Annotated in this window: 14 protein-coding genes; all 14 read left to right on the forward strand. The window is 35.6% G+C overall.

Annotated elements, in window-relative coordinates:
* Positions 1-304 precede the first annotated feature (304 nt).
* Complete coding sequence (locus IGK77_RS06915; RefSeq protein ID WP_010735565.1) at positions 305-1,657, forward strand: NADH oxidase; 1,353 nt, start codon at positions 305-307, stop codon at positions 1,655-1,657.
* 260 nt (positions 1,658-1,917) lie between these two features.
* Complete coding sequence (locus IGK77_RS06920) at positions 1,918-2,208, forward strand: DUF5960 family protein (RefSeq protein ID WP_071867953.1); 291 nt, start codon at positions 1,918-1,920, stop codon at positions 2,206-2,208.
* Positions 2,209-2,440: 232 nt separating this feature from the next.
* Entirely contained in the window at positions 2,441-3,145 is a 705-nt protein-coding gene (locus tag IGK77_RS06925) for a DnaD domain-containing protein (RefSeq protein WP_010735563.1), read from the forward strand.
* Between the two features lies 1 nt (position 3,146).
* Entirely contained in the window at positions 3,147-3,812 is a 666-nt protein-coding gene (nth, locus tag IGK77_RS06930) for an endonuclease III (RefSeq protein WP_074801876.1), read from the forward strand.
* A gap of 397 nt (positions 3,813-4,209) precedes the next feature.
* A complete protein-coding gene (locus IGK77_RS06935) occupies positions 4,210-4,785 on the forward strand; it encodes a hypothetical protein (protein ID WP_071867951.1) in 576 nt (191 codons plus the stop codon).
* A 538-nt stretch (positions 4,786-5,323) separates the two neighbouring features.
* Positions 5,324-6,820: a helix-turn-helix domain-containing protein gene (locus tag IGK77_RS06940; protein ID WP_074801873.1), complete on the forward strand. Its 1,497-nt coding sequence runs from the start codon at positions 5,324-5,326 to the stop codon at positions 6,818-6,820.
* A 261-nt stretch (positions 6,821-7,081) separates the two neighbouring features.
* Positions 7,082-8,434, forward strand: coding sequence for a lytic polysaccharide monooxygenase (locus IGK77_RS06945; protein WP_074801870.1), 1,353 nt, complete (start codon positions 7,082-7,084; stop codon positions 8,432-8,434).
* 325 nt (positions 8,435-8,759) lie between these two features.
* On the forward strand, positions 8,760-10,220 hold the full coding sequence (locus IGK77_RS06950) for an HTH domain-containing protein (RefSeq protein ID WP_081367473.1): 1,461 nt from the start codon (positions 8,760-8,762) through the stop codon (positions 10,218-10,220).
* A 35-nt stretch (positions 10,221-10,255) separates the two neighbouring features.
* Complete coding sequence (locus IGK77_RS06955; RefSeq protein WP_074801867.1) at positions 10,256-11,995, forward strand: VirD4-like conjugal transfer protein, CD1115 family; 1,740 nt, start codon at positions 10,256-10,258, stop codon at positions 11,993-11,995.
* 2 nt (positions 11,996-11,997) lie between these two features.
* Positions 11,998-12,234 carry a hypothetical protein gene (locus tag IGK77_RS06960; RefSeq protein WP_010735554.1) on the forward strand — a complete coding sequence of 79 codons (237 nt, stop codon included), beginning with the start codon at positions 11,998-12,000 and terminating at the stop codon, positions 12,232-12,234.
* Positions 12,235-12,263: 29 nt separating this feature from the next.
* Complete coding sequence (locus tag IGK77_RS06965; RefSeq protein ID WP_071867947.1) at positions 12,264-13,088, forward strand: hypothetical protein; 825 nt, start codon at positions 12,264-12,266, stop codon at positions 13,086-13,088.
* 15 nt (positions 13,089-13,103) lie between these two features.
* Positions 13,104-13,454, forward strand: coding sequence for a PrgI family protein (locus IGK77_RS06970; RefSeq protein WP_074801864.1), 351 nt, complete (start codon positions 13,104-13,106; stop codon positions 13,452-13,454).
* On the forward strand, positions 13,396-15,705 hold the full coding sequence (locus IGK77_RS06975; RefSeq protein ID WP_074801861.1) for a VirB4-like conjugal transfer ATPase, CD1110 family: 2,310 nt from the start codon (positions 13,396-13,398) through the stop codon (positions 15,703-15,705). The genes IGK77_RS06970 and IGK77_RS06975 overlap by 59 nt, the downstream gene beginning before the upstream one ends.
* Positions 15,698-18,961, forward strand: a complete 3,264-nt coding sequence (locus IGK77_RS06980) for a lysozyme family protein (protein ID WP_438713116.1) — start codon at positions 15,698-15,700, stop codon at positions 18,959-18,961. The genes IGK77_RS06975 and IGK77_RS06980 overlap by 8 nt, the downstream gene beginning before the upstream one ends.
* Positions 18,962-18,977: the final 16 nt, after the last annotated feature.

Consider the following 18,977-nt stretch of genomic DNA (forward strand, 5'->3'; position numbering starts at 1 on the left):
GACGTGTAGAAAAACATGGAATACCTACTCCTGTGAAACTAAGAGGAAAACACACTAACAATTTTAAGAAAGGTGAAAATATTTATGCAATTTTTTATGCGATTTCGTATTCATTCACAAGCGTAGAGGTGTTAGTTTAAAAATTCACAAAAAGAACGTTTATTTATCAGTGTTTCAAATCGAAAATGCGCAAAATATGATAAGTAAGACCTTGTGAATTCACAAGCATAAAACTGTTGGATACGTTTTAATTTTGCTATAGTAAAAATTGTCAAAGGACAAATCGTTTATCGGAGGGACACACATGAAAGTAGTAGTAATCGGCTGTACCCATGCAGGAACAGCAGCAGTAAAAAGCATCTTAAAAAACAACCCAGAAGCAGATGTTACAGTTTATGAACGTAACGACAATGTTTCATTTTTATCTTGTGGGATCGCATTGTATGTTGGAGGCGTCGTGAAAGACCCAGCAGGCTTGTTCTATTCAAACCCTGAAGAGTTAGCTTCGTTAGGTGCGAAAGTGAAAATGGAACATGATGTCACTGATGTTGACACAGAAAACAAACAAGTCACAGCGAAAGATTTAAAAACTGGCGAAACTGAAACAGTTTCTTATGACAAATTAGTAATGACTACTGGTTCATGGCCAATCATCCCGCCAATCAAAGGGATCGAATCTGAAAATATTCTTTTATGTAAAAACTATAACCAAGCAAACGAAATCATTGCTAAAGCAGAAGAAGCGAAGAAAGTAGTGATCGTTGGTGGTGGTTATATTGGGATCGAATTAGTTGAAGCGTTTGTCGAGTCTGGCAAAGAAGTGACATTGATCGATGGTTTAGATCGTATCTTGAACAAATATCTTGATAAACCATTTACGGATGTGTTAGAAAAAGAATTGGTTGATCGTGGAGTTACTTTAGCTTTAGGTGAAAACGTTTCTGAGTTCATTCCAGATGAGAATGGTAAAGTAAAACAAGTAACTACAGCTAGCCAAACATTTGATGCGGATATGGTTATTTTGTGTGTTGGTTTCAGACCAAATACAAAATTAGTAGAAGGTAAAGTAGAAACATTGCCAAATGGCGCAATCAAAGTAAATGAGTACATGCAAACAAGCAATCCAGATATTTTTGCAGCGGGCGATTCAGCAGTTGTCAATTATAACCCAAGTGGTACGCAAAACTACATTCCTTTAGCAACAAATGCGGTCCGTCAAGGATTGTTAGTAGGAAACAATTTAACAGAGCAAAAAATGGCTTACCGTGGAACACAAGGAACTTCTGGTTTGTACTTATTCGGTTGGACAATCGGTTCAACAGGTGTGACAACAGAAAGTGCCCCAATGAATAACTTGGATGTCCAAGCAACACTATTCGAAGATAACTATCGTCCAGAATTCATGCCAACGACTGAAAAAGTCATGATGGAACTAGTATATGAAAAAGGAACAAATCGTATCGTAGGTGCACAATTCATGTCTAAATACGACATCACTCAATCTGCTAATACGATGTCATTAGCGGTTCAAAATAAAATGACTGTTGAAGACTTAGCTCTTTCTGACTTCTTCTTCCAACCTCATTTTGACCGTCCTTGGAACTACTTGAATCTTCTTGCACAAGCAGCTCTAGGAGAAATCGAGACAGCTCAATAATTTGTCAAAGTGTCATAGAAGAACCATCTGGAAGCAATATTGTTTCCAGACGGTTCTTTTTTTTGGAACTCAACCGGCTATTTAAAGGTCAAAATTTTTTATTGACACTTTTTGTTTTATTTCTCACGAGACAGGAATGGTTTGTTGCAGACTTCACCAGTTGCAATTAGTTGTTTTCCTTTGTTTTTTTTGTCAAAATAATAGATGTAATTAATTTCCAACAAAGCAGATGTAGTGAGTTGGACTAGAGGAGGATCATTATGGAAAAAGAATATTTTGTACAGCAGGATAATTTTATTGAAGATTACAAAAAGGTGACAGGCAGTGAAACGATCGATATTGATTCTTTAGCAGAAGAAGTGATCAATCAATTAAACGAAACCCAAGCAGAAGAATTCGTTTTATCTGGTGATGAAACAAAAGATGGTGAGGATCATCAATTCCCATTTAGTCGACGGATCTATACCGATGAAAATGATGGAACATTGAATACAGAGTATACGTATGAAGGACAACCATACGAGCTACGAACGGATGACGAGGTACAATAATAAACGTTCTATCGATCGTACGCGTCATTCTCTAAGCTGCTTGTAAAGATATGAGACCTTTTTATAGAGGAGAGCATATCCTAGTACAAGCAGCATTTTCTTCTGATGTACATATATTCCGAAAAGTGAAAAGCAATATAAAAATCACTAAAACATTTCAAAAAATTCAAATAATCCTTTCTTGCTTCAAATCTTGTTTTTACGTATACTAATTTTAAAGAGAGGGATAATAATGTTGAATTTAGAAAACTATTTAAAAGCTGGTCAAACGATCGTTTCCAATCTTTTGCTTAAAAATTATCATCGTATCGGCCTACAAGCAGATGAATTTTTATTTATATTACAGTTGCATATGGCACAATCAGAAGGTGATTCATTCCCGGATCTGATGAATATTTCCCAGAATATGGGTGTCAAGCAAGAAAAAGTTTTTCAAATTTTGAATCGATTGGTCAGTGGTCATTTCATAGCGATCGAAACGACACTTATTGATGGACGTAAAGCGGATCGCTATGATTTGACACCAACGTATGTGCATTTAGAAAGATTATTAGAAAAAGACTCTCTAAAGCAAGAAGAAGAAGTCCAAGAAAAAACGACACGTTCAGTCTATCAATTATTTGAACAAGAGTTTGGACGTCCCTTATCCTCTATTGAATTCCAACGGATCGGACAGTGGTTGGAAGAGGATCATTATCATCCTGAGATTTTGAAACTAGCTTTACGGGAGGCTGTATTGAACCAAGCGTATAGTTTCAATTATATCGACCGTATCTTATTATCTTGGGAACGGAAAAATTTAAAAACCAAACAGCAAGTAGAAGAAGATCAAAAACGCAGAAAGCAGCAACTGCTTCAAAAAGAAATCGATCAGCCAGCCCAACAAGAAGAGCTGCCAAAAGTATCATTAAAGAATTGGCTGGAAGAATGGGAGTAATATGTTAGGTAAACAACGTACAATGGAAGCTTTTGAGAAAATGTATGAGATGTTTCCAGAAGCGCATGGAGAATTACAACATAAAAATCCTTATGAATTATTGATTGCAGTCATTTTAAGCGCACAAGCGACAGATGTTTCGGTCAACAAGGCAACACCTGCTCTATTTGAAGCTTTTCCAACTCCTGAGGCGTTAGCCAAAGCTCCATTAGAAGAGATCATTCCTAAGATAAAAACAATTGGATTGTATCGAAATAAAGCCAAAAACATCAAAGCATGTGCGCAACAGCTGCTTGATCAGTTTGGAGGACAGGTTCCTCAAACAAGAGAAGAGCTTGTTTCACTACCTGGTGTAGGTAGAAAAACAGCGAATGTCGTGCTTGGAGATGCGTTTGGAGTACCAGCTATAGCAGTCGATACTCACGTAGAACGTGTGACAAAACGATTGAGGATCTGCAAATTGGATGCTTCAGTACAAGAGGTTGAACAAACATTGATGAAAAAGGTACCAGAAGATCTATGGGTAAAAACGCATCATACATTGATTTTCTTTGGGCGGTATCATTGTACTGCTAGAAGCCCACGTTGTGAAGTATGTCCTTTACTGGATATGTGCCAAGATGGGAAAATGCGTATGAAAAACCCTGCCAATAAAAATATAAAATAAGCAAAAAGCGTTGAAACCAATCGCGATGTGTAGTGACCTCAAAAAGTTAGGCTTTTATAGAGTGGAGAAATCCACTCTTTTTTTTGCAATAAAATAAGGGTAAGCAGCTTTTTGAGAAAGAAGGTGTGTAAGAAAAAAGCTTGTCAATTGTTTATAACATTACAAGAAATTATTCTTGGATACATAGAGATTAATATTCTTGACTAAAAAAATAATAAGTAGCCTTATGAAAATAAAAATAAATCAGTTATTTTATTATGATTTTTTTTAATATGTATATGTTTAAATTAAGTAATTATAACACGTTTAATTTATTTATTTTATTTTAAGTATGTTATATTTTTAGTTTTAAATAAAAGAGTTTTCTGTTAAAATTTAATTATAGAGGAGGAATTATATGATTAAAAAAACATTACTTTTATCAACTTTAGTTTTAACAATGGCTGGATGCGCTACATCTGCCCAAGGAGAAGATACAACTAGTACAACAAATGAGTCACAGAAGGAAACACCGGTCATTACCCTTTCGGATGTAGAAGAAGCACAACAAGAATGGGCAGAGAATATTATTGCGATTGGTGAAGCTAGCTTGGAAAGTGACGAAAAAGCCGAAGAAAAAGCGCTTGAGACACTGGAAAATCTATATGCTTACGATGACGGTCAAGTGCTCTTCAAACCAACGAAAGCTGCGGAAGTACCATTTCGTGGAACAAAAGATGAAGCACTATCTTATTTTGTTGGTGGGGACATCGCAGAAGATGGTGGATTTGCCTTAGAGCCTTGGACAGATATCCGCTTTGATAATCATGATACGATCTTGAACGGTGATACAGCGATTTCTTCAGGTGTCTATTATTTTACTTCTGGGGAAACCAACGAAGAAGTCAAAGTTGAATACACATTTGGTTATATCATGGATGAGGATGGCGACTTAAAAATTCAGTTACATCACTCAAGTGTGCCATTCGGATAAGAAAAGATGTATGGTTAAATCAACAAAATGACTGACTATCCTGCTTGATCTTTTAACACTTCCACCATGTAAGATTGATACATAATGTAGGATAGTCAAACGAATCATCGAAATAAATTATAGGCACTAACTGAAATGATTTTAAGCAATATTTGTCAAGCAACTGGAGGATCAAACGAGGCAACTCGTGGGTTCTTCAGTTTTTTGCTAGGTATCGCATGCAAATAAATCAATAAATTTCTCTTAAATTTATTGGAATAAAATAAATTCAAGAATATAATTATTGGAATTTTATGAAGAAATATTCTAATATTAAATTGTACTTGTTTTTTTATAATAGTTATTTTAGGTTATCACTTAAAAGTGAACGAAGGTTTACACCGTTCTCATGTCAAATAATTACTATAAATCAACAAGTATCTTTTGTTTTCTGAATAGTAAGAATATTTTTTCTATTTAAAAATGACAAGGAAAGATTGAGGTGATGTTATACTATTTGAATTTTACATTTCAACTATAGATTGAGGAGAAAATAAATATGCTGCCAGATAAATTAATATTATTATTCATTACAAAAACACAATTTTTACAAATGAAGGTATTAAAAGAAATGAAACATGGAGCAGTCTCAATAAAAAAGCTGGAAGATGAAATGGATCTAACAAAAAGACAAGCAAGAAAGATACTTCAAAATTTGATGAGAGAATATGAAGAAATCGGATTCTCAAAAAAAACGCACACCTCTTTGATTCTAGATAAAGATGAATTGCGCTGTATGCCACAACTAACCGATACGGAATATCTCGAATTGATCAATATTTTCCAAGAAAGATATTTTGCAGAATCAAATTTATATCAGACATTGTTATATGTGTTGGAAAAAAGGAAATTCAGTGTTTCAGATATTGCAAAATATCTAATCTATAGTGAGTCACATGTATACAAACTTTTAGGAAAGTTGAAAGAATTGTTTCAATTATTAAAAATCGATATTCGATTGATGAAGATCAATGAAACATTGATTGAATTAACAGGTAGTGAATCTACTATACGTATGTTGCATTATCTGGGGATTGCTGTCATTTCAAAAGGAAACTATTGGCTGTTCAAAACGATTACTCAAGAAGAAGTGATCGATTTCCGGTTGTCAATCAACTTTGATCATTACGAAAATTTATCTCCGCTTGGGAAAAAGCGTATCAACTATTTATTAGCGGTCTGTTTGATATCATTGAAAAACGGGTACCAAATCCATGATCTACCCTCAGAACTCGTAGAGCTAGGAGAAACAGTCTATAAGGAGGAGATGGATGCGTGTTTAGAAAAGCTGACTGTCAAAAAGATGATAGATGGAACAAATTCACGAAATGAATGTATCCATTTCGCCTTTCTATCCAACTATTTTGCACAAGATTTAAATAAGAAAGAAGAAAAAGAAGAACTGGGGAGAAAGCTAGGGGATCTAAAGAAGAATTCGATCGTCACCAAATGTAAAAAATTACTTATGTGCATGATTGATTACTTTCATATACCAGAAACGATTTTTTATCAATTACTCTATTATTTGACAAACAAATTAGTCACTATCCATCATTTGGAATTATATAAATTTATGCCTATATACCATGATGCACTACCAACAAATCGTTATGGGTCCTATATAGAGCGTTGCATCGATAAAAACTTAAAATCTTACCAAAATGAGTCTTCTTACAATCACATCAAAAATAGTTTTGTGCAAGTCATTTTAGGAAGCTTAGCCTCCAACAGTCTTAAATCTGAACATAAAGTTTATGTGGAATTTTTTAACCTTCCAGAATCTAAAAATATAGTCGAAAATGTTATTACACATTACTACAATAATAAACGAATAAAAATCGTAGAATCGTATCATCATGCTGATATCGTTATTTCGGATACCCATGGATACGAAGATAAAGATTTATTTTATTTTAAGCATATCTCAGATAAGGATTCATGGACGAGGTTGGGATCGTATTTTAATAAAGTCATCGTAAATACGTACAAATTTTGACCACCGATTGACTAAATAACATAATCAGATACGATGAATCGAATTTATTTGCCAAATCTGTTTATCATCTCTTGGTTTAAATGAACAATAACTGAATAATAGTTTTGTTTTTCACAATATATAAATATCTATATATAAGTATTTATTTTTATCCAATACACTATATTGTGATTAATTGAACAATATAAGGTCGCTATTTTTAAATAAGTTATTATGTTATAAAAATAATGTAACAAAAAAATATTGGAAGGAAGGTATGATATGAAAAAAAGATTATTGGGTAGTGTGGTATTGGTTTTAAGTCTAGGAGGAATAATTTTTGGTGCTACAAAAGATGTTTCTGCACATGGGTATGTAAGGGAGCCAATTAGTCGAGGATACCAAGGGTCATTAGATGCTCGCACCAACTGGACTGCAGCATTTCAGAAGTATGGGGCAGTGATCAATGAGCCACAATCTTTAGAAGCATTGAAAGGCTTCCCAGCAGCAGGACCAGCGGATGGACGAATTGCTTCTGCAAATGGCGCATTAGGTTTTCAGTTAGATCAACAAACAGCAACTTTATGGACAAAGCAAGATATCAGTACTGGTCCTAATAATTTCACTTGGCATTTTACGGCAAATCACCGGACTGCGAAATATCATTACTACATCACGAAAAATGGTTGGGATCAAAACAAACCACTTGCGAGAGAAGATCTAGAACTATTATCGGAAATCGATGGTGGCGGACAATCTTCTGCGAATATTAGCGCAACGCACACAGTCAATATTCCAGAAGACCGAATGGGGTATCACGTTATTTTAGCAATTTGGGATATTAGTGATACTGCGAATGCCTTTTACAATGTGATTGATGCGAATATCAAAAGTAATGGAGCAATACCAGTCGTACCAAATAAACCAACAAATGTCAGAGCAGTGAATACGACAAAACAGTCAGTTTCACTTTCTTGGGATGCACAAGCAGCTGCTGAAAAATACAATGTGTATCGTGATGGTCAACTGATTACTACAACTTCTGCGAACAACTATCAAGATAATCAATTAACAGCAAATACCACGTACAAGTACGAAATCGAAGCAGTATCGTTTACCGGACAAGTATCTGAAAAAAGTGATGCGCTTCAGGTAACAACGTTAGCAGATAACGAAGTAGAAGTGCCAACAAGACCAGGTAACTTACATTCAATGGGAGAAACAGTGAACTCAATCTCATTGATGTGGAATCCTTCTAGCCACTCTGCAGGAATCAAAACATATGAAATCTATAGAGATGGCCAATTAGTTGGTCAAACTGCAAATACAACTTATCTAGATACTGGATTGAATGCTGGGACTCAGTATACGTATACAATCAGAGCAGTGAGTAATGATTCTATTCGATCAGAGGACAGCAACCGTTTAGTGATTTCAACAAAAACAAATGAAATTGCGCCACCAAGTGAACATCGTCAATTTGAATTAGGAAGTTTAACTAATCCTGTGTTGTACACAAAAGATGAAATCATCTTCCATGAGGGGAAACTGTATACAACATTAGTGACTCATTTTAATTATGGTGATCCATCTTGGGCGCCAGATAGTGCAGCTAGTTTATTTAGAATTAAATAACTTTTAAAAGTCTTTTAGCCTTTTGGATTATTTTAGGATTCTAATAGAATAACTTTTTTGTAGAAAGCTTAAAAGCATCAGAGGGCCATTTATTGTAGATAAATAAAAACAGTGGTATATCGTTATTAATTACGCCTTAGAGAGGCTATACAATTTGTATAGCCTCTTTTTTCTTGTTATCTCTCAAATCTAAGATCTATAAAAAAACTTTAAAAAAACTTCGTCTTCTAAAGAAATTTTTTTCTCTAAGTCGGGAAATACAATACCTCGAAATAAAAAAACATATTGTTTATAGTGAAGTTGTTATGTGAAAGGGGGAAGGTAAGTGGAAGAGATTCTTGAACGATTAATATCGAATGATTACAAAAAACGTGTCGTATTTATCTTGAATACTTTAGAGAGAAGAAAAAATGTGACCGTTCAATATCTTGCAAAAAGTCTCAAAGTAACTAGAAGAACGATTACCAATGATTTAAAAACGATTCAAGATGAATTTTCCGACACAATTGAAATATTGACTTCCTATAAAGGGGTCAGCATGTTTGTATTGAACCATTTTAAGTTATTCGAGAAAAAAAAATCTTATTACATGAATGAAGACTTAGTAAAAGTGACAACAAGTATCCTTACAGGTGAACTGAAGCAGGTGATCGATTGGAGCTGGGAATTACACTACTGTGAGAAAACAGTGATCCAAAAAATGCGAAAGCTAAAGAAAATCTGCCATCAATATGGTTTGAATTTAAAACTTTCACCGGTTGAATTTATAGGGAAAGAAATCAGAATCAGAAAACTGTTTATTGATCTTTACATTAAATCAGCATATCTAGAAATCGAAGATTATTGCCCCTATAAAAATGAAATGGAAGAAATAACCAAAATCGTTTTGGCGTTATGTTCGGATGTTTCCCAATCAATCACAAAGAAAATACTTGCTTTAACTTTTATCCGGTTTGGAAAAGACAAATTATATATCCAGTCGCGATTGTTAGATTGGTTTAGAAACAATCCCTTAACGAATCAATTATTCGTTGAATTTATTCAATTAGATTGTTTCAAGACCTACTCTAAAGAAGTCATTTTTGAAGAATGTTGTTTTATAGCTTGTATGATCCATTTACATGAATGTTATTACACAGAGATTGAAAAACACAATAAAGGATTTGCAGAATACTTTGGTTTTTCTGAGACAGTCAAACATTTGGTTTTAGATCTCAAGAGTGTTCTGGGGAATCGGATCCAAGTTGATAATGAGCAACTGTATTCAATTGTCAATTGCTTTTTATTTCAAGAGAAAATCAAACAGGAACTTGAAATTGATTTTTCATATAACGATGAAGAATCGGCGATACTGATTGATTCAATCAACCGGCGACTATATAAAGAAATGAATACAGTCATCAAAAGAAATAAAGCGATCCAAAAGAATTTCCTGCAAAAAAGGTGTGCTTCATCATTTACTTCTGACTTATTACTTTTCTTATATACGAACAAGGCATGTGAAGTTTTAAGTACAGTTGTTGTTGCATTGAAACGGGGATTTTTAACGGATTTTGCTTTAAATGAAATTATTGAAAGATATCTACACACCAGAGCAAGCATCATGTACCAGGAACAATTGGAAACCATTGAAAATCCACTTGACGTAGATATATTAGTGACAAATATACTACCATTTCCGTATCAAGTTGGTGATAAAACCAAAATGTTTTATCTACCAGAAAAAGCAGATATTGACCGAACGATGGACATCGTTTCAGACTTGCTCGTTACAGATTTTAGATAATAACAAAGATCACTTATGTCGTTTAGGAGGGCAAGTTGAAAAACTCAAAGACTTGGTATTATAAATTACTTTTACTATTTTTATTTCTTGTATTCGCGTATACGGCAAATCGGACCATCCTAATTTACGAGAATTTCCGACAACAGACAGAAGATATCGCACAAGTCTTGGTTCGCACAATCGATCAATTTGGACTAGAAGTCAGTCGCTTTGAGTTTGACTTTAGTTATAGTTTAGCAAGTATCATTGGTACATTGACAATCGTGGGGGGGCTTGCTCTTGGTATCTTGTATCACTCAGGTATGCCGAAACATACAGAGTTTGAATATGGAAGTGCCAGATGGGGCAACAAAAAAGACATCAAGCCGATGATGGATAAAAAAAAAGACAACAATATCATTCTCACAAAAAGTGAATCGCTGTCTATGTCTGGTCGTATGAAGATCACTAAATCTAATAACTTTAATCGGAATAAGAATGTGATCGTAGTAGGAGGAGCCGGGTCAGGTAAAACAAGATTCTATGTGAAACCTAATTTGATGCAACTGCATTCCTCTTATGTCGTCAGTGATTCTAAAGGACTCTTGTTAAGTGAAACAGCAACGATGTTTAAAGAAGCAGGTTATGAAATCAAGGTTTTTGACTTGATCACGCGGGAAAATACAGATTATTATAATCCTTTTACTTACATCCGGACCGAAGACGATATTTTAAAAGTCGTCAACAACTTGATCAAAAATACTTCAGATCCTGAAAAAAAGGGTGGCGATGATTTTTGGGAAAAAGCTGAAACGGCCTTATTGATGGCTACGTTTAGTTATCTTTTACAAGAAGTTGATGAGGAAGATCAAACATTGACAAACGTCGTTGAAATGGTCCGCTTAGCAAACTGTCCAGAGGATGTGCCTGATTATGTTTCCCCACTGGATGTGATTTTCAATGAACTTGAAGAAAAAGATCCTGCCAACTTTGCAGTCGCGCAATACAAAATTTTCAAACTAGCGGGGGATCGCACCGCAAAAAGTATTTTAGTCAGCTTAGGAGTGCGATTATCGCCTTTTGATATTCCGAACATCAAAAAAATCGTGAGTAAAGATACTTTAGCACTTGACACTGTGGGTGACAAAAAAACGATCATCTATATTTTATTATCAGATACAGATACGAGTTTCAATTTCTTAGCAAGTATGTTGTACCAACAATTATTCGATAGTTTAGTGTACAAAGCAGACAATGTCTACAAAGGTCGTCTACCACATCATGTGCGATGTGTCTTAGATGAATTTGCCAATATTGGACAGATTCCAGACTTTGAAAAAGTGATTTCAGTGATTCGAAGTCGCGAGATATCGGTCAATGTGATCTTACAAAACATCAGTCAGCTTAAAAATTTATATAAAGATACTTGGGAAACAATCATCGGGACCAGTGACGTTTTTCTGTATTTAGGTGGAATGGAGTTAAGTACGCATGAGTATATCTCCAAATTACTAGGGAAGAAAACGATCCAGCACAAGAACATCAGTATCACCAAAGGTAGTAATGGGAACTACAGTGAGAACTATCAAAAAATGGGTCGAAATTTATTGGATGTAGATGAAGTGGCGAACCTAAGTGGAACAAAAGCGATTTTGAAGATTCGTGGAATAGTTCCGTTTATATCAGAAAAATATGATATTACCAAACATAAAAATTATAAAAAACTCGGAGATGTGGCTCCAGAGAATTGGTACGAACGAAATCAATCACCGAAAAACGAAGAGGAGAATGGATAGAAATGAACAATAATCAACAATTATTACAGGATGTATTTAATTTGATTTCAAGATTTACGATGGTTGGCGGAGGATTATGGATCATTTGGGGAACCGTGATCTTAGCTGGTGCGTTAAAAGATAAAAATGGCCCGCAACTACAACAAGGGATCTGGCAAGTCGTCGGCGGTGCATTGATTTTAGTTGCCGCAGTTTGGTTCGTGACCGCATTTGATGTCGGCTCACTTTTAAGTAGGTAGAAAATTTTTTATAGAAAGAAGGTTAATCAGTGCGCTCAGCGATAATGATGCTATTTGATCGAATGATGGAATATTTGAATGGGGACAATATTGCAGAAACCTTAAGCCGTGGTTTGCAAGATTACATGGCAGATGCCTATCGAGTAGCAGGAATCATCCAACAAACGATCATAGCTCCAGTTGCATTTTCAATACTAGCGATATTCATCTTATTTGAATTTCAAAAAATTTCTTTAAAAGTAGAGAATGCAGGTGGTGCTCCAACTTTGGGATTTGAAATGATCATGAAAGCATTTGTAAAATTTATTATTTGTTATATTGTCATCTTAAGAATCCAAGTGATTCTCGATGCCATTGTCGCATTAGGGGCAATGTTAGCAGGGCAAATAATGGCCCTAAATAGAGATGATTTTTTAAGTTCTTATCGCAATGTAGTCAATTCAGCAGTAAGCAATCTTTCGTGGTGGGAAGTAATGGTCGTATTAATGATTTTTGTTGTTCTATTTTTAGTTTCTTTAGTAGTAGGGGTCTTTATCAATGTCATCGTTTATATAAGATTTTTTGAATTATATATATTCAGTGCGATTGCTCCTATTTCGATGGCGGCATTACCCCATCAAGAGTTTTCATCGATGGCAAAAGGATTTTTCAAGAATTTTGCAGCTTCCTCCTTACATGCTGTAATGATCGCATTAGTATTGACCATTTATCCTTTGATTTTTGTGAATTTCTTAAATAGTCATAGGAGTGGCATGTGGTCGCTGATTTTTGGTTTGACGATTTACATGATTGCTTTGATGTTTGCAATAAATAAGACAAAAGGATGGGCGAAAATGATTGTATCCGCCTCATAGAAAGGAATAAAAGCAATGGCAATTGAAGTCAAAGTCCATAAAGATGTACGTGAATATAAAGAACGGATCGTAGCAGGTATGAGCGTACGACAATTAGGCTTTCTGTCTGTGGCGGTGTTGGCTAACATCGTGATCAGTTTTGTGTTTGTGCGCTTTTTTGGTTACTCCATGGACGTGATCAGTTGGCTGATGATTCTCGTTTCAATGCCAATCGTCGCTTTTGGGTGGCTAAAAAAAGAGGGACTGCCTTTTGAACGCTATTTGAAATACTATTTTATTTACCATTTTGATCAAGGAGTAGTTGTTTATGAAGAATCTGATACGTCCCAATTTCATGAAGGTGAACTTCAGGCAAAACAAGAATAAAAAAAATATGCAAGAAGAAAAAAAATCTTTTTTACTTTATGAAGAAATCTATGATAACGGTATTTGTTTAATTACTGAGAATGAATACTCAATAACGATCCATATTGACGATATCAGTTATCAACTTTGTTCCGAAGAACAACGTATGCAGATATTCATTAAATATTGTGAGTTCCTAAATTCTTTGGAAGCTTCCATTGATTACAAAGTCACGTTAGTAAAAAAGAAAAAAACAGTCGAAGAATTGACTCATGTGCTGTTTAAAGAAAAAAATGAACAATATGATGATAAGTACCGCCAAGAAATGAATGACTATCTAACAGCGAAAATCAACGAAAAGAAGAATGCGTTTGAAAAGAAAATTTTTATTACGTTTACTCAAAAACATGAGAATCAGGAATTTGCGGAAAGAGAGTTATTCTTGATTGCCGATCAATTGGATCTATTCGCTCGAAAAATTGGTTCGACTATCCATATTTTAAAAGGGGAAGAACGGAAAGAATTGATCGGTCAAATCATAAATAATGAGAATCATACATTACTACCGAAACAAGTCGATCTCAAATTAGATAAGCGCCTGATCAAGATCGATGACAAACTAAATCAGACCCTCTATTTGAATGGTTACCCTGCCGAACTATCTGATGAATGCTTAACAGGTCTTATGGAGATCGATGAAGAAATCACTCTTACGGTTAGTTGCAGGCCGATACCGATGGCAAGCAGTTTCGACTTAGTAAAGACTAAAATGGCTTACATGGATCAGCAAAAAGTGGATGAACAGCGAAAAGCCTTAAATAGTGGGTACGATTATGACATGCTACCCTATGACCTGACTTATTCCCTGGATGAAGCAAAAGAGCTTTTAGATTCATTACAAAGTAAAAGCCAGAAACTATTTGAAGTAACTGTGTTGATCAATTTCTCCGCAGAGGATCAGGATAACTTAAATAAAATCGCGAGTAAAATCAAGTCGGTAGGGCGAAGATTTGGTTGCACGATCATTGAACTAGCGTATTTACAAAAATTTGCTTTAAATACAATATTACCAATAGGAAAGAATCATGTTCCTTTAAATCGCTTATTGGCAACTTCTGCGGTTTCGGCGTTGATGCCATTTTCGATTTCTGAAATGCTTCATGAGAATGGCAATTATTATGGGATCAATTCTGTGACAAAAAATCTGACGATTCTTGATCGGAAAAAACTAATGGCGCCCAATGGGTTTGTCTTGGGCACACCAGGATCAGGTAAGAGTTTCTCTGTCAAACGGGAAATCGTCAATGTTTTACTGAGAAACGCCAAAGACGAAGTGATCGTCATTGATCCTGAATCAGAATATCAGCATATTTGCTCGGAATTTGATGGTCAAATGGTTCGGTTGGCTGGTAATTCAAACACCTGCATCAATCCGATGGATATCAATAGTAACTATGGCGATGATGCAGACCCGATCGCTTTAAAAACACAGTTTTTGATTTCACTTTGTGAGTTGATCACGGGGGGGATTTTAGGGCTATCTTCCCAACAAAAGACGATCATCGACCGAGTATGCCGAAAAATTTACCAAGAACAGACACAGTTGCCGACATTAAAAGATTTTTATACGGCGCTAAATGCACAGCCAGAAGAAGAGGCAAAGCAATTGGCGATTGAATTGGAACTTTATACAGAAGGTAGTCTAGCGCTATTTTCCAAACAAACGAACGTGGATTTAAATAAACGTTTGGTCATTTTCGACATCAAAGATTTAGGGAAACAACTCAAACCATTCGGAATGTTGGTCGTTTTAGATCAAATTTGGAATCGAATCACATTAAATCGAGAATCAGGAATCCGTACATGGTTATATATAGATGAATTACAGTTGCTCTTTACAAATGAATATTCAGAAAATTATTTCTTTGAATTGTGGAGTAGAGCAAGAAAATGGGGGGCTATACCGACAGGGATCACCCAAAATGTCGAGACGCTATTATTGTCGGATCTAGCCAGAAGAATGCTTTCTAATAGCGATTTCGTTGTCATGTTCAATCAAGCAAAATCTGATCGCTCAGAGTTGACTCGTTTATTCGATATATCGGAAGAGCAGGAAAAGTATGTTTTAAATGGGAGTGAAGGTACTGGTTTGATGGTGTTTGGGGACACGATCATTCCATTTGAAGACCGACTGCCTAAAGAGACGAAACTCTATCAAATCATGACAACTAAACCTGGTGAAGAGGTAAAAACAAAGCAAGATTATGAATGAAACATACGAGGGGAATAAACAAGAAAACAACAAGCAGCAAGATCTGTTATCGATCAAATTGAAACGTGTCAGTACGAAAGAGCAAAAAAAGAAAGCACTGAAAAAACGACTCCGATTCAAAAAACGTCAACAAAAATTAGCGAGAAAAAAAAGAGATAGCTTACAGCCGAAAAATAGAAATATCGTTGATTTCAAACAACATATGGTGAATAGCCAGTCAAGAAAAGAGCCATTAAGTAAAGGCGCAACAAGCAAAAAACCATATGCTAGTCATTTTAAAAAGCGTCATCTTATAACAAATAAAAAAAAGTTAAACAAAATCAATAGTAACAAACAACATAGTACCACAAGAGAAAAGGCCTATTTCATAAAGAATAAACATCGCTCTCCTAAAGAAATCAATCATGCGCTTTTAGGAATAAAAAAAAGACAAACTTCACCCAATCATAGTGGGACGAATCAGCGAAGTCAGCTCTCTACTGAAAAAATCAATAAACAAAAATTAGGATCAAAAAAATTCTATCATAAGAAACAAGAAAAACTAGGTAAAAATGTTCTCAATCTATCTGGCATAAAGAATACACTTACTACGAATAAGCAGACCAGAGCAAAGAAGCTTGAAGAGAAACTATTCGGCATCAAAGACAAACTTGAACGTAAACATCAAGTGTTAAGTAACTCCAACAAAGTTAAACGATTAAAAAAGCAAACAAAAATGCCATCGAAAAAAAAATTCAAACCCAAACTGAAAAAAAATCTGGCACAAACGGCCATAGACACAGTTGGCAGGAACAAAGATGGCGAATTGAATATTCTTGGAGTTCTTTTAGTCTTATTTATTATTCTCAAACTGATCCTCATGTTGTTGTCCGTCAAAGTAATGATGATCTTGGCGGTCGTCATCGTCGTTATCGTCGTGATTATCGCCATCTTTAATTTTATCGCTAGTATATTTACTATAAAAACGGAAGATATGGCATTAGCAGAGGCGTATGAGCATGTCACACTTTTGGATGCCAGAAAGAACAAAGAAGTGCAACAAGTTTTTGAAGATTTTTCAGAAAATTCTGAAATTGAAGAAGTATATTTTGTTGTAAATGGTGTTGCAAGACCAGATAACAATTTTATCTATAGCTCTGATGCAGATACGTACCTCTATTACCTGAATGCAAAATATGAAGATTATAACATCAGTAAACGTATCTCAGCGAGTAGCAATATCTTTGGTGCAACAAGAGTTCGTGGAGAAGTAGAAGGAATCCATGGGTATACCTTTAGTTACACAACGAAAATCGAAACAAGAGAAGTACCAATTATTTATCCTGATGAGACTGATCCAGAAGAGGATGGATCGGAAGACTCTGAAGAAGCTGATGAATCAGAAGAAGCTGATGGTTCGGAAGACGACGAGGACTCAGAAGAAGAAGCGGATGATTCAGAAGAAGATGAGGACTCGGAAGAAGAAGCAGATGATTCAGAAGATGATGAGGATCCAGAAGAAGAACCGGATGATTCAGAAGAAGATGAGGACTCAGAAGAAGCGGATGATTCGGAAGAAGATGAGGACTTAGAAGAAGAACCGGATGATTCAGAAGAAGATGAGGACTCAGAAGAAGAAGCGGATGATTCAGAAGAAGATGAGGACTCAGAAGCAGAACCGAATGATTCCGAAGAAAATCAAACGAATGACACTCTAAATGGGGACCAACCCGCTACCCCTCGTAATGAAGAAGATCGTCCAACGCATCGTACGATAAAAGTGGCGTTGATCAATATTGAGATCAAAACAATCAGTCAGTTTATTGATGAAAATTCAGATACGCTGACAGAGGAAGAACTAGATAAGTTTGGACCGATCCAAGAATTGGACCGATTTGAGAATAAAGTATTTTTGCAAAGTCCTTTTGGCATGAACCAAGACGCCATCGTTGTTCAAAAATATGGCTATCGAGGATCAAATGACAGAAATAGACATGATCATATCGAGCTGTTGGCTGAGCCTGGCACGCCTGTCTATGGCATCGATAATTCTGGATCAGGAAGAGTACATGCTGCTGGCAATGATTATGTCACTATCAATACTTCTTTGAGCAAAAGAGTTGTGTTGTCTCCATTAAAAAATGTCCGAGTGAGAAATGGTGAGTGGGTAGATGCCGATACAATCGTAGGAGAAACCACAGGAAATTTAAAGGTTGAAGTCATTGAACGTCGAACATTCTGGCCAAACAGACATATTTATCCATCTGCTTATATTTTTGATCTGGAATTTCAATATCCTTCTGAGATAGAAGGATTTACACATCATTCTTCAAGAACGATCTCAGGAAGTCTTAAAAATCCTGGACAAATGATTTTACAATGGGAACATCTTGTTCGAGAAGCTTGTGAAAAGTATGGGATTCCAGAGTATGTCAACATGATTTTGGCAATCATCCAAGTAGAATCCGGTGGTGATGCAGAAAGATTCCCTGATATTATGCAGGCTAGTGAGTCACAAGGTTTGTCTCCTAATACGATCGATGATCCAGAACTATCAATTGATCGAGGCACCCACTATTTTGCCCAATTATTAAGCAAAGCGAGAGACTTACATCTTGATGATCGTGCGGCTCTTCAAGCCTATAACTACGGAGAAGACTTTTTAAACTGGTTAGCAACTACCAATAACCAATATAGCTTCTTTCAGGCAGAGTTATATGCAAGGGAAAAAAGCAACAGACAGACTGTTACTTATACCCATCCAGTTGCGTTAGCATATGGATTTTCATGGCGATATGCTTACGGAAATATGTTCTATGTTCCTATAGTAACTAACTATCTATGGCTCGAAAACTCAGATTTCCTTGAGGCTGCAATCAATGAGATTGGCACGATCCAAGGAGAGAAGTACTGGCGATGGTATGGATTTGAAGGAAGAGTAGAGTGGTGTGCGATCTTTGTGAGTTGGGTAGCAGATCAAGTAGGGTATCTCAACCAAGAAAAAATAATCAAGTCTGCTAACTGTTTACAAATGATCAACTGGTTAACTGAAAAAGGGAACTATAAGAAAGCTTCAGAGAACTATCATCCACAACCAGGTGATTTGATTTTCTTTGATTGGAATGGAGGTGGTACTGGAAAAGATCACGTTGGGATCGTAGAGTTTACAGATGGTAATATCATCCAGACCGTCGAAGGTAATACTGCTGATAAAGTAGCTAGAAGGACCTATTTTATCAATGATCCAAGCATTTCAGGTTACGGTATTCTTCAATAAAGAGAGAAAGAGATAA

The sequence above is a fragment of the Enterococcus sp. DIV0806c genome (assembly GCF_051710905.1).
Taxonomy (GTDB): domain Bacteria; phylum Bacillota; class Bacilli; order Lactobacillales; family Enterococcaceae; genus Enterococcus_B; species Enterococcus_B mundtii.

Excerpts from the sequence above, each read along its gene's own strand:
- IGK77_RS06915 (WP_010735565.1), top strand. The coding sequence starts at position 305 with ATGAAAGTAGTAGTAATCGGCTGTACCCATGCAGGAACAGCAGCAGTA.
- IGK77_RS06920 (WP_071867953.1), top strand. The coding sequence starts at position 1,918 with ATGGAAAAAGAATATTTTGTACAGCAGGATAATTTTATTGAAGATTAC.
- IGK77_RS06925 (WP_010735563.1), top strand. The coding sequence starts at position 2,441 with ATGTTGAATTTAGAAAACTATTTAAAAGCTGGTCAAACGATCGTTTCC.
- nth (WP_074801876.1), top strand. The coding sequence starts at position 3,147 with ATGTTAGGTAAACAACGTACAATGGAAGCTTTTGAGAAAATGTATGAG.
- IGK77_RS06935 (WP_071867951.1), top strand. The coding sequence starts at position 4,210 with ATGATTAAAAAAACATTACTTTTATCAACTTTAGTTTTAACAATGGCT.
- IGK77_RS06940 (WP_074801873.1), top strand. The coding sequence starts at position 5,324 with ATGCTGCCAGATAAATTAATATTATTATTCATTACAAAAACACAATTT.
- IGK77_RS06945 (WP_074801870.1), top strand. The coding sequence starts at position 7,082 with ATGAAAAAAAGATTATTGGGTAGTGTGGTATTGGTTTTAAGTCTAGGA.
- IGK77_RS06960 (WP_010735554.1), top strand. The coding sequence starts at position 11,998 with ATGAACAATAATCAACAATTATTACAGGATGTATTTAATTTGATTTCA.
- IGK77_RS06970 (WP_074801864.1), top strand. The coding sequence starts at position 13,104 with ATGGCAATTGAAGTCAAAGTCCATAAAGATGTACGTGAATATAAAGAA.
- IGK77_RS06975 (WP_074801861.1), top strand. The coding sequence starts at position 13,396 with ATGAAGAATCTGATACGTCCCAATTTCATGAAGGTGAACTTCAGGCAA.
- IGK77_RS06980 (WP_438713116.1), top strand. The coding sequence starts at position 15,698 with ATGAATGAAACATACGAGGGGAATAAACAAGAAAACAACAAGCAGCAA.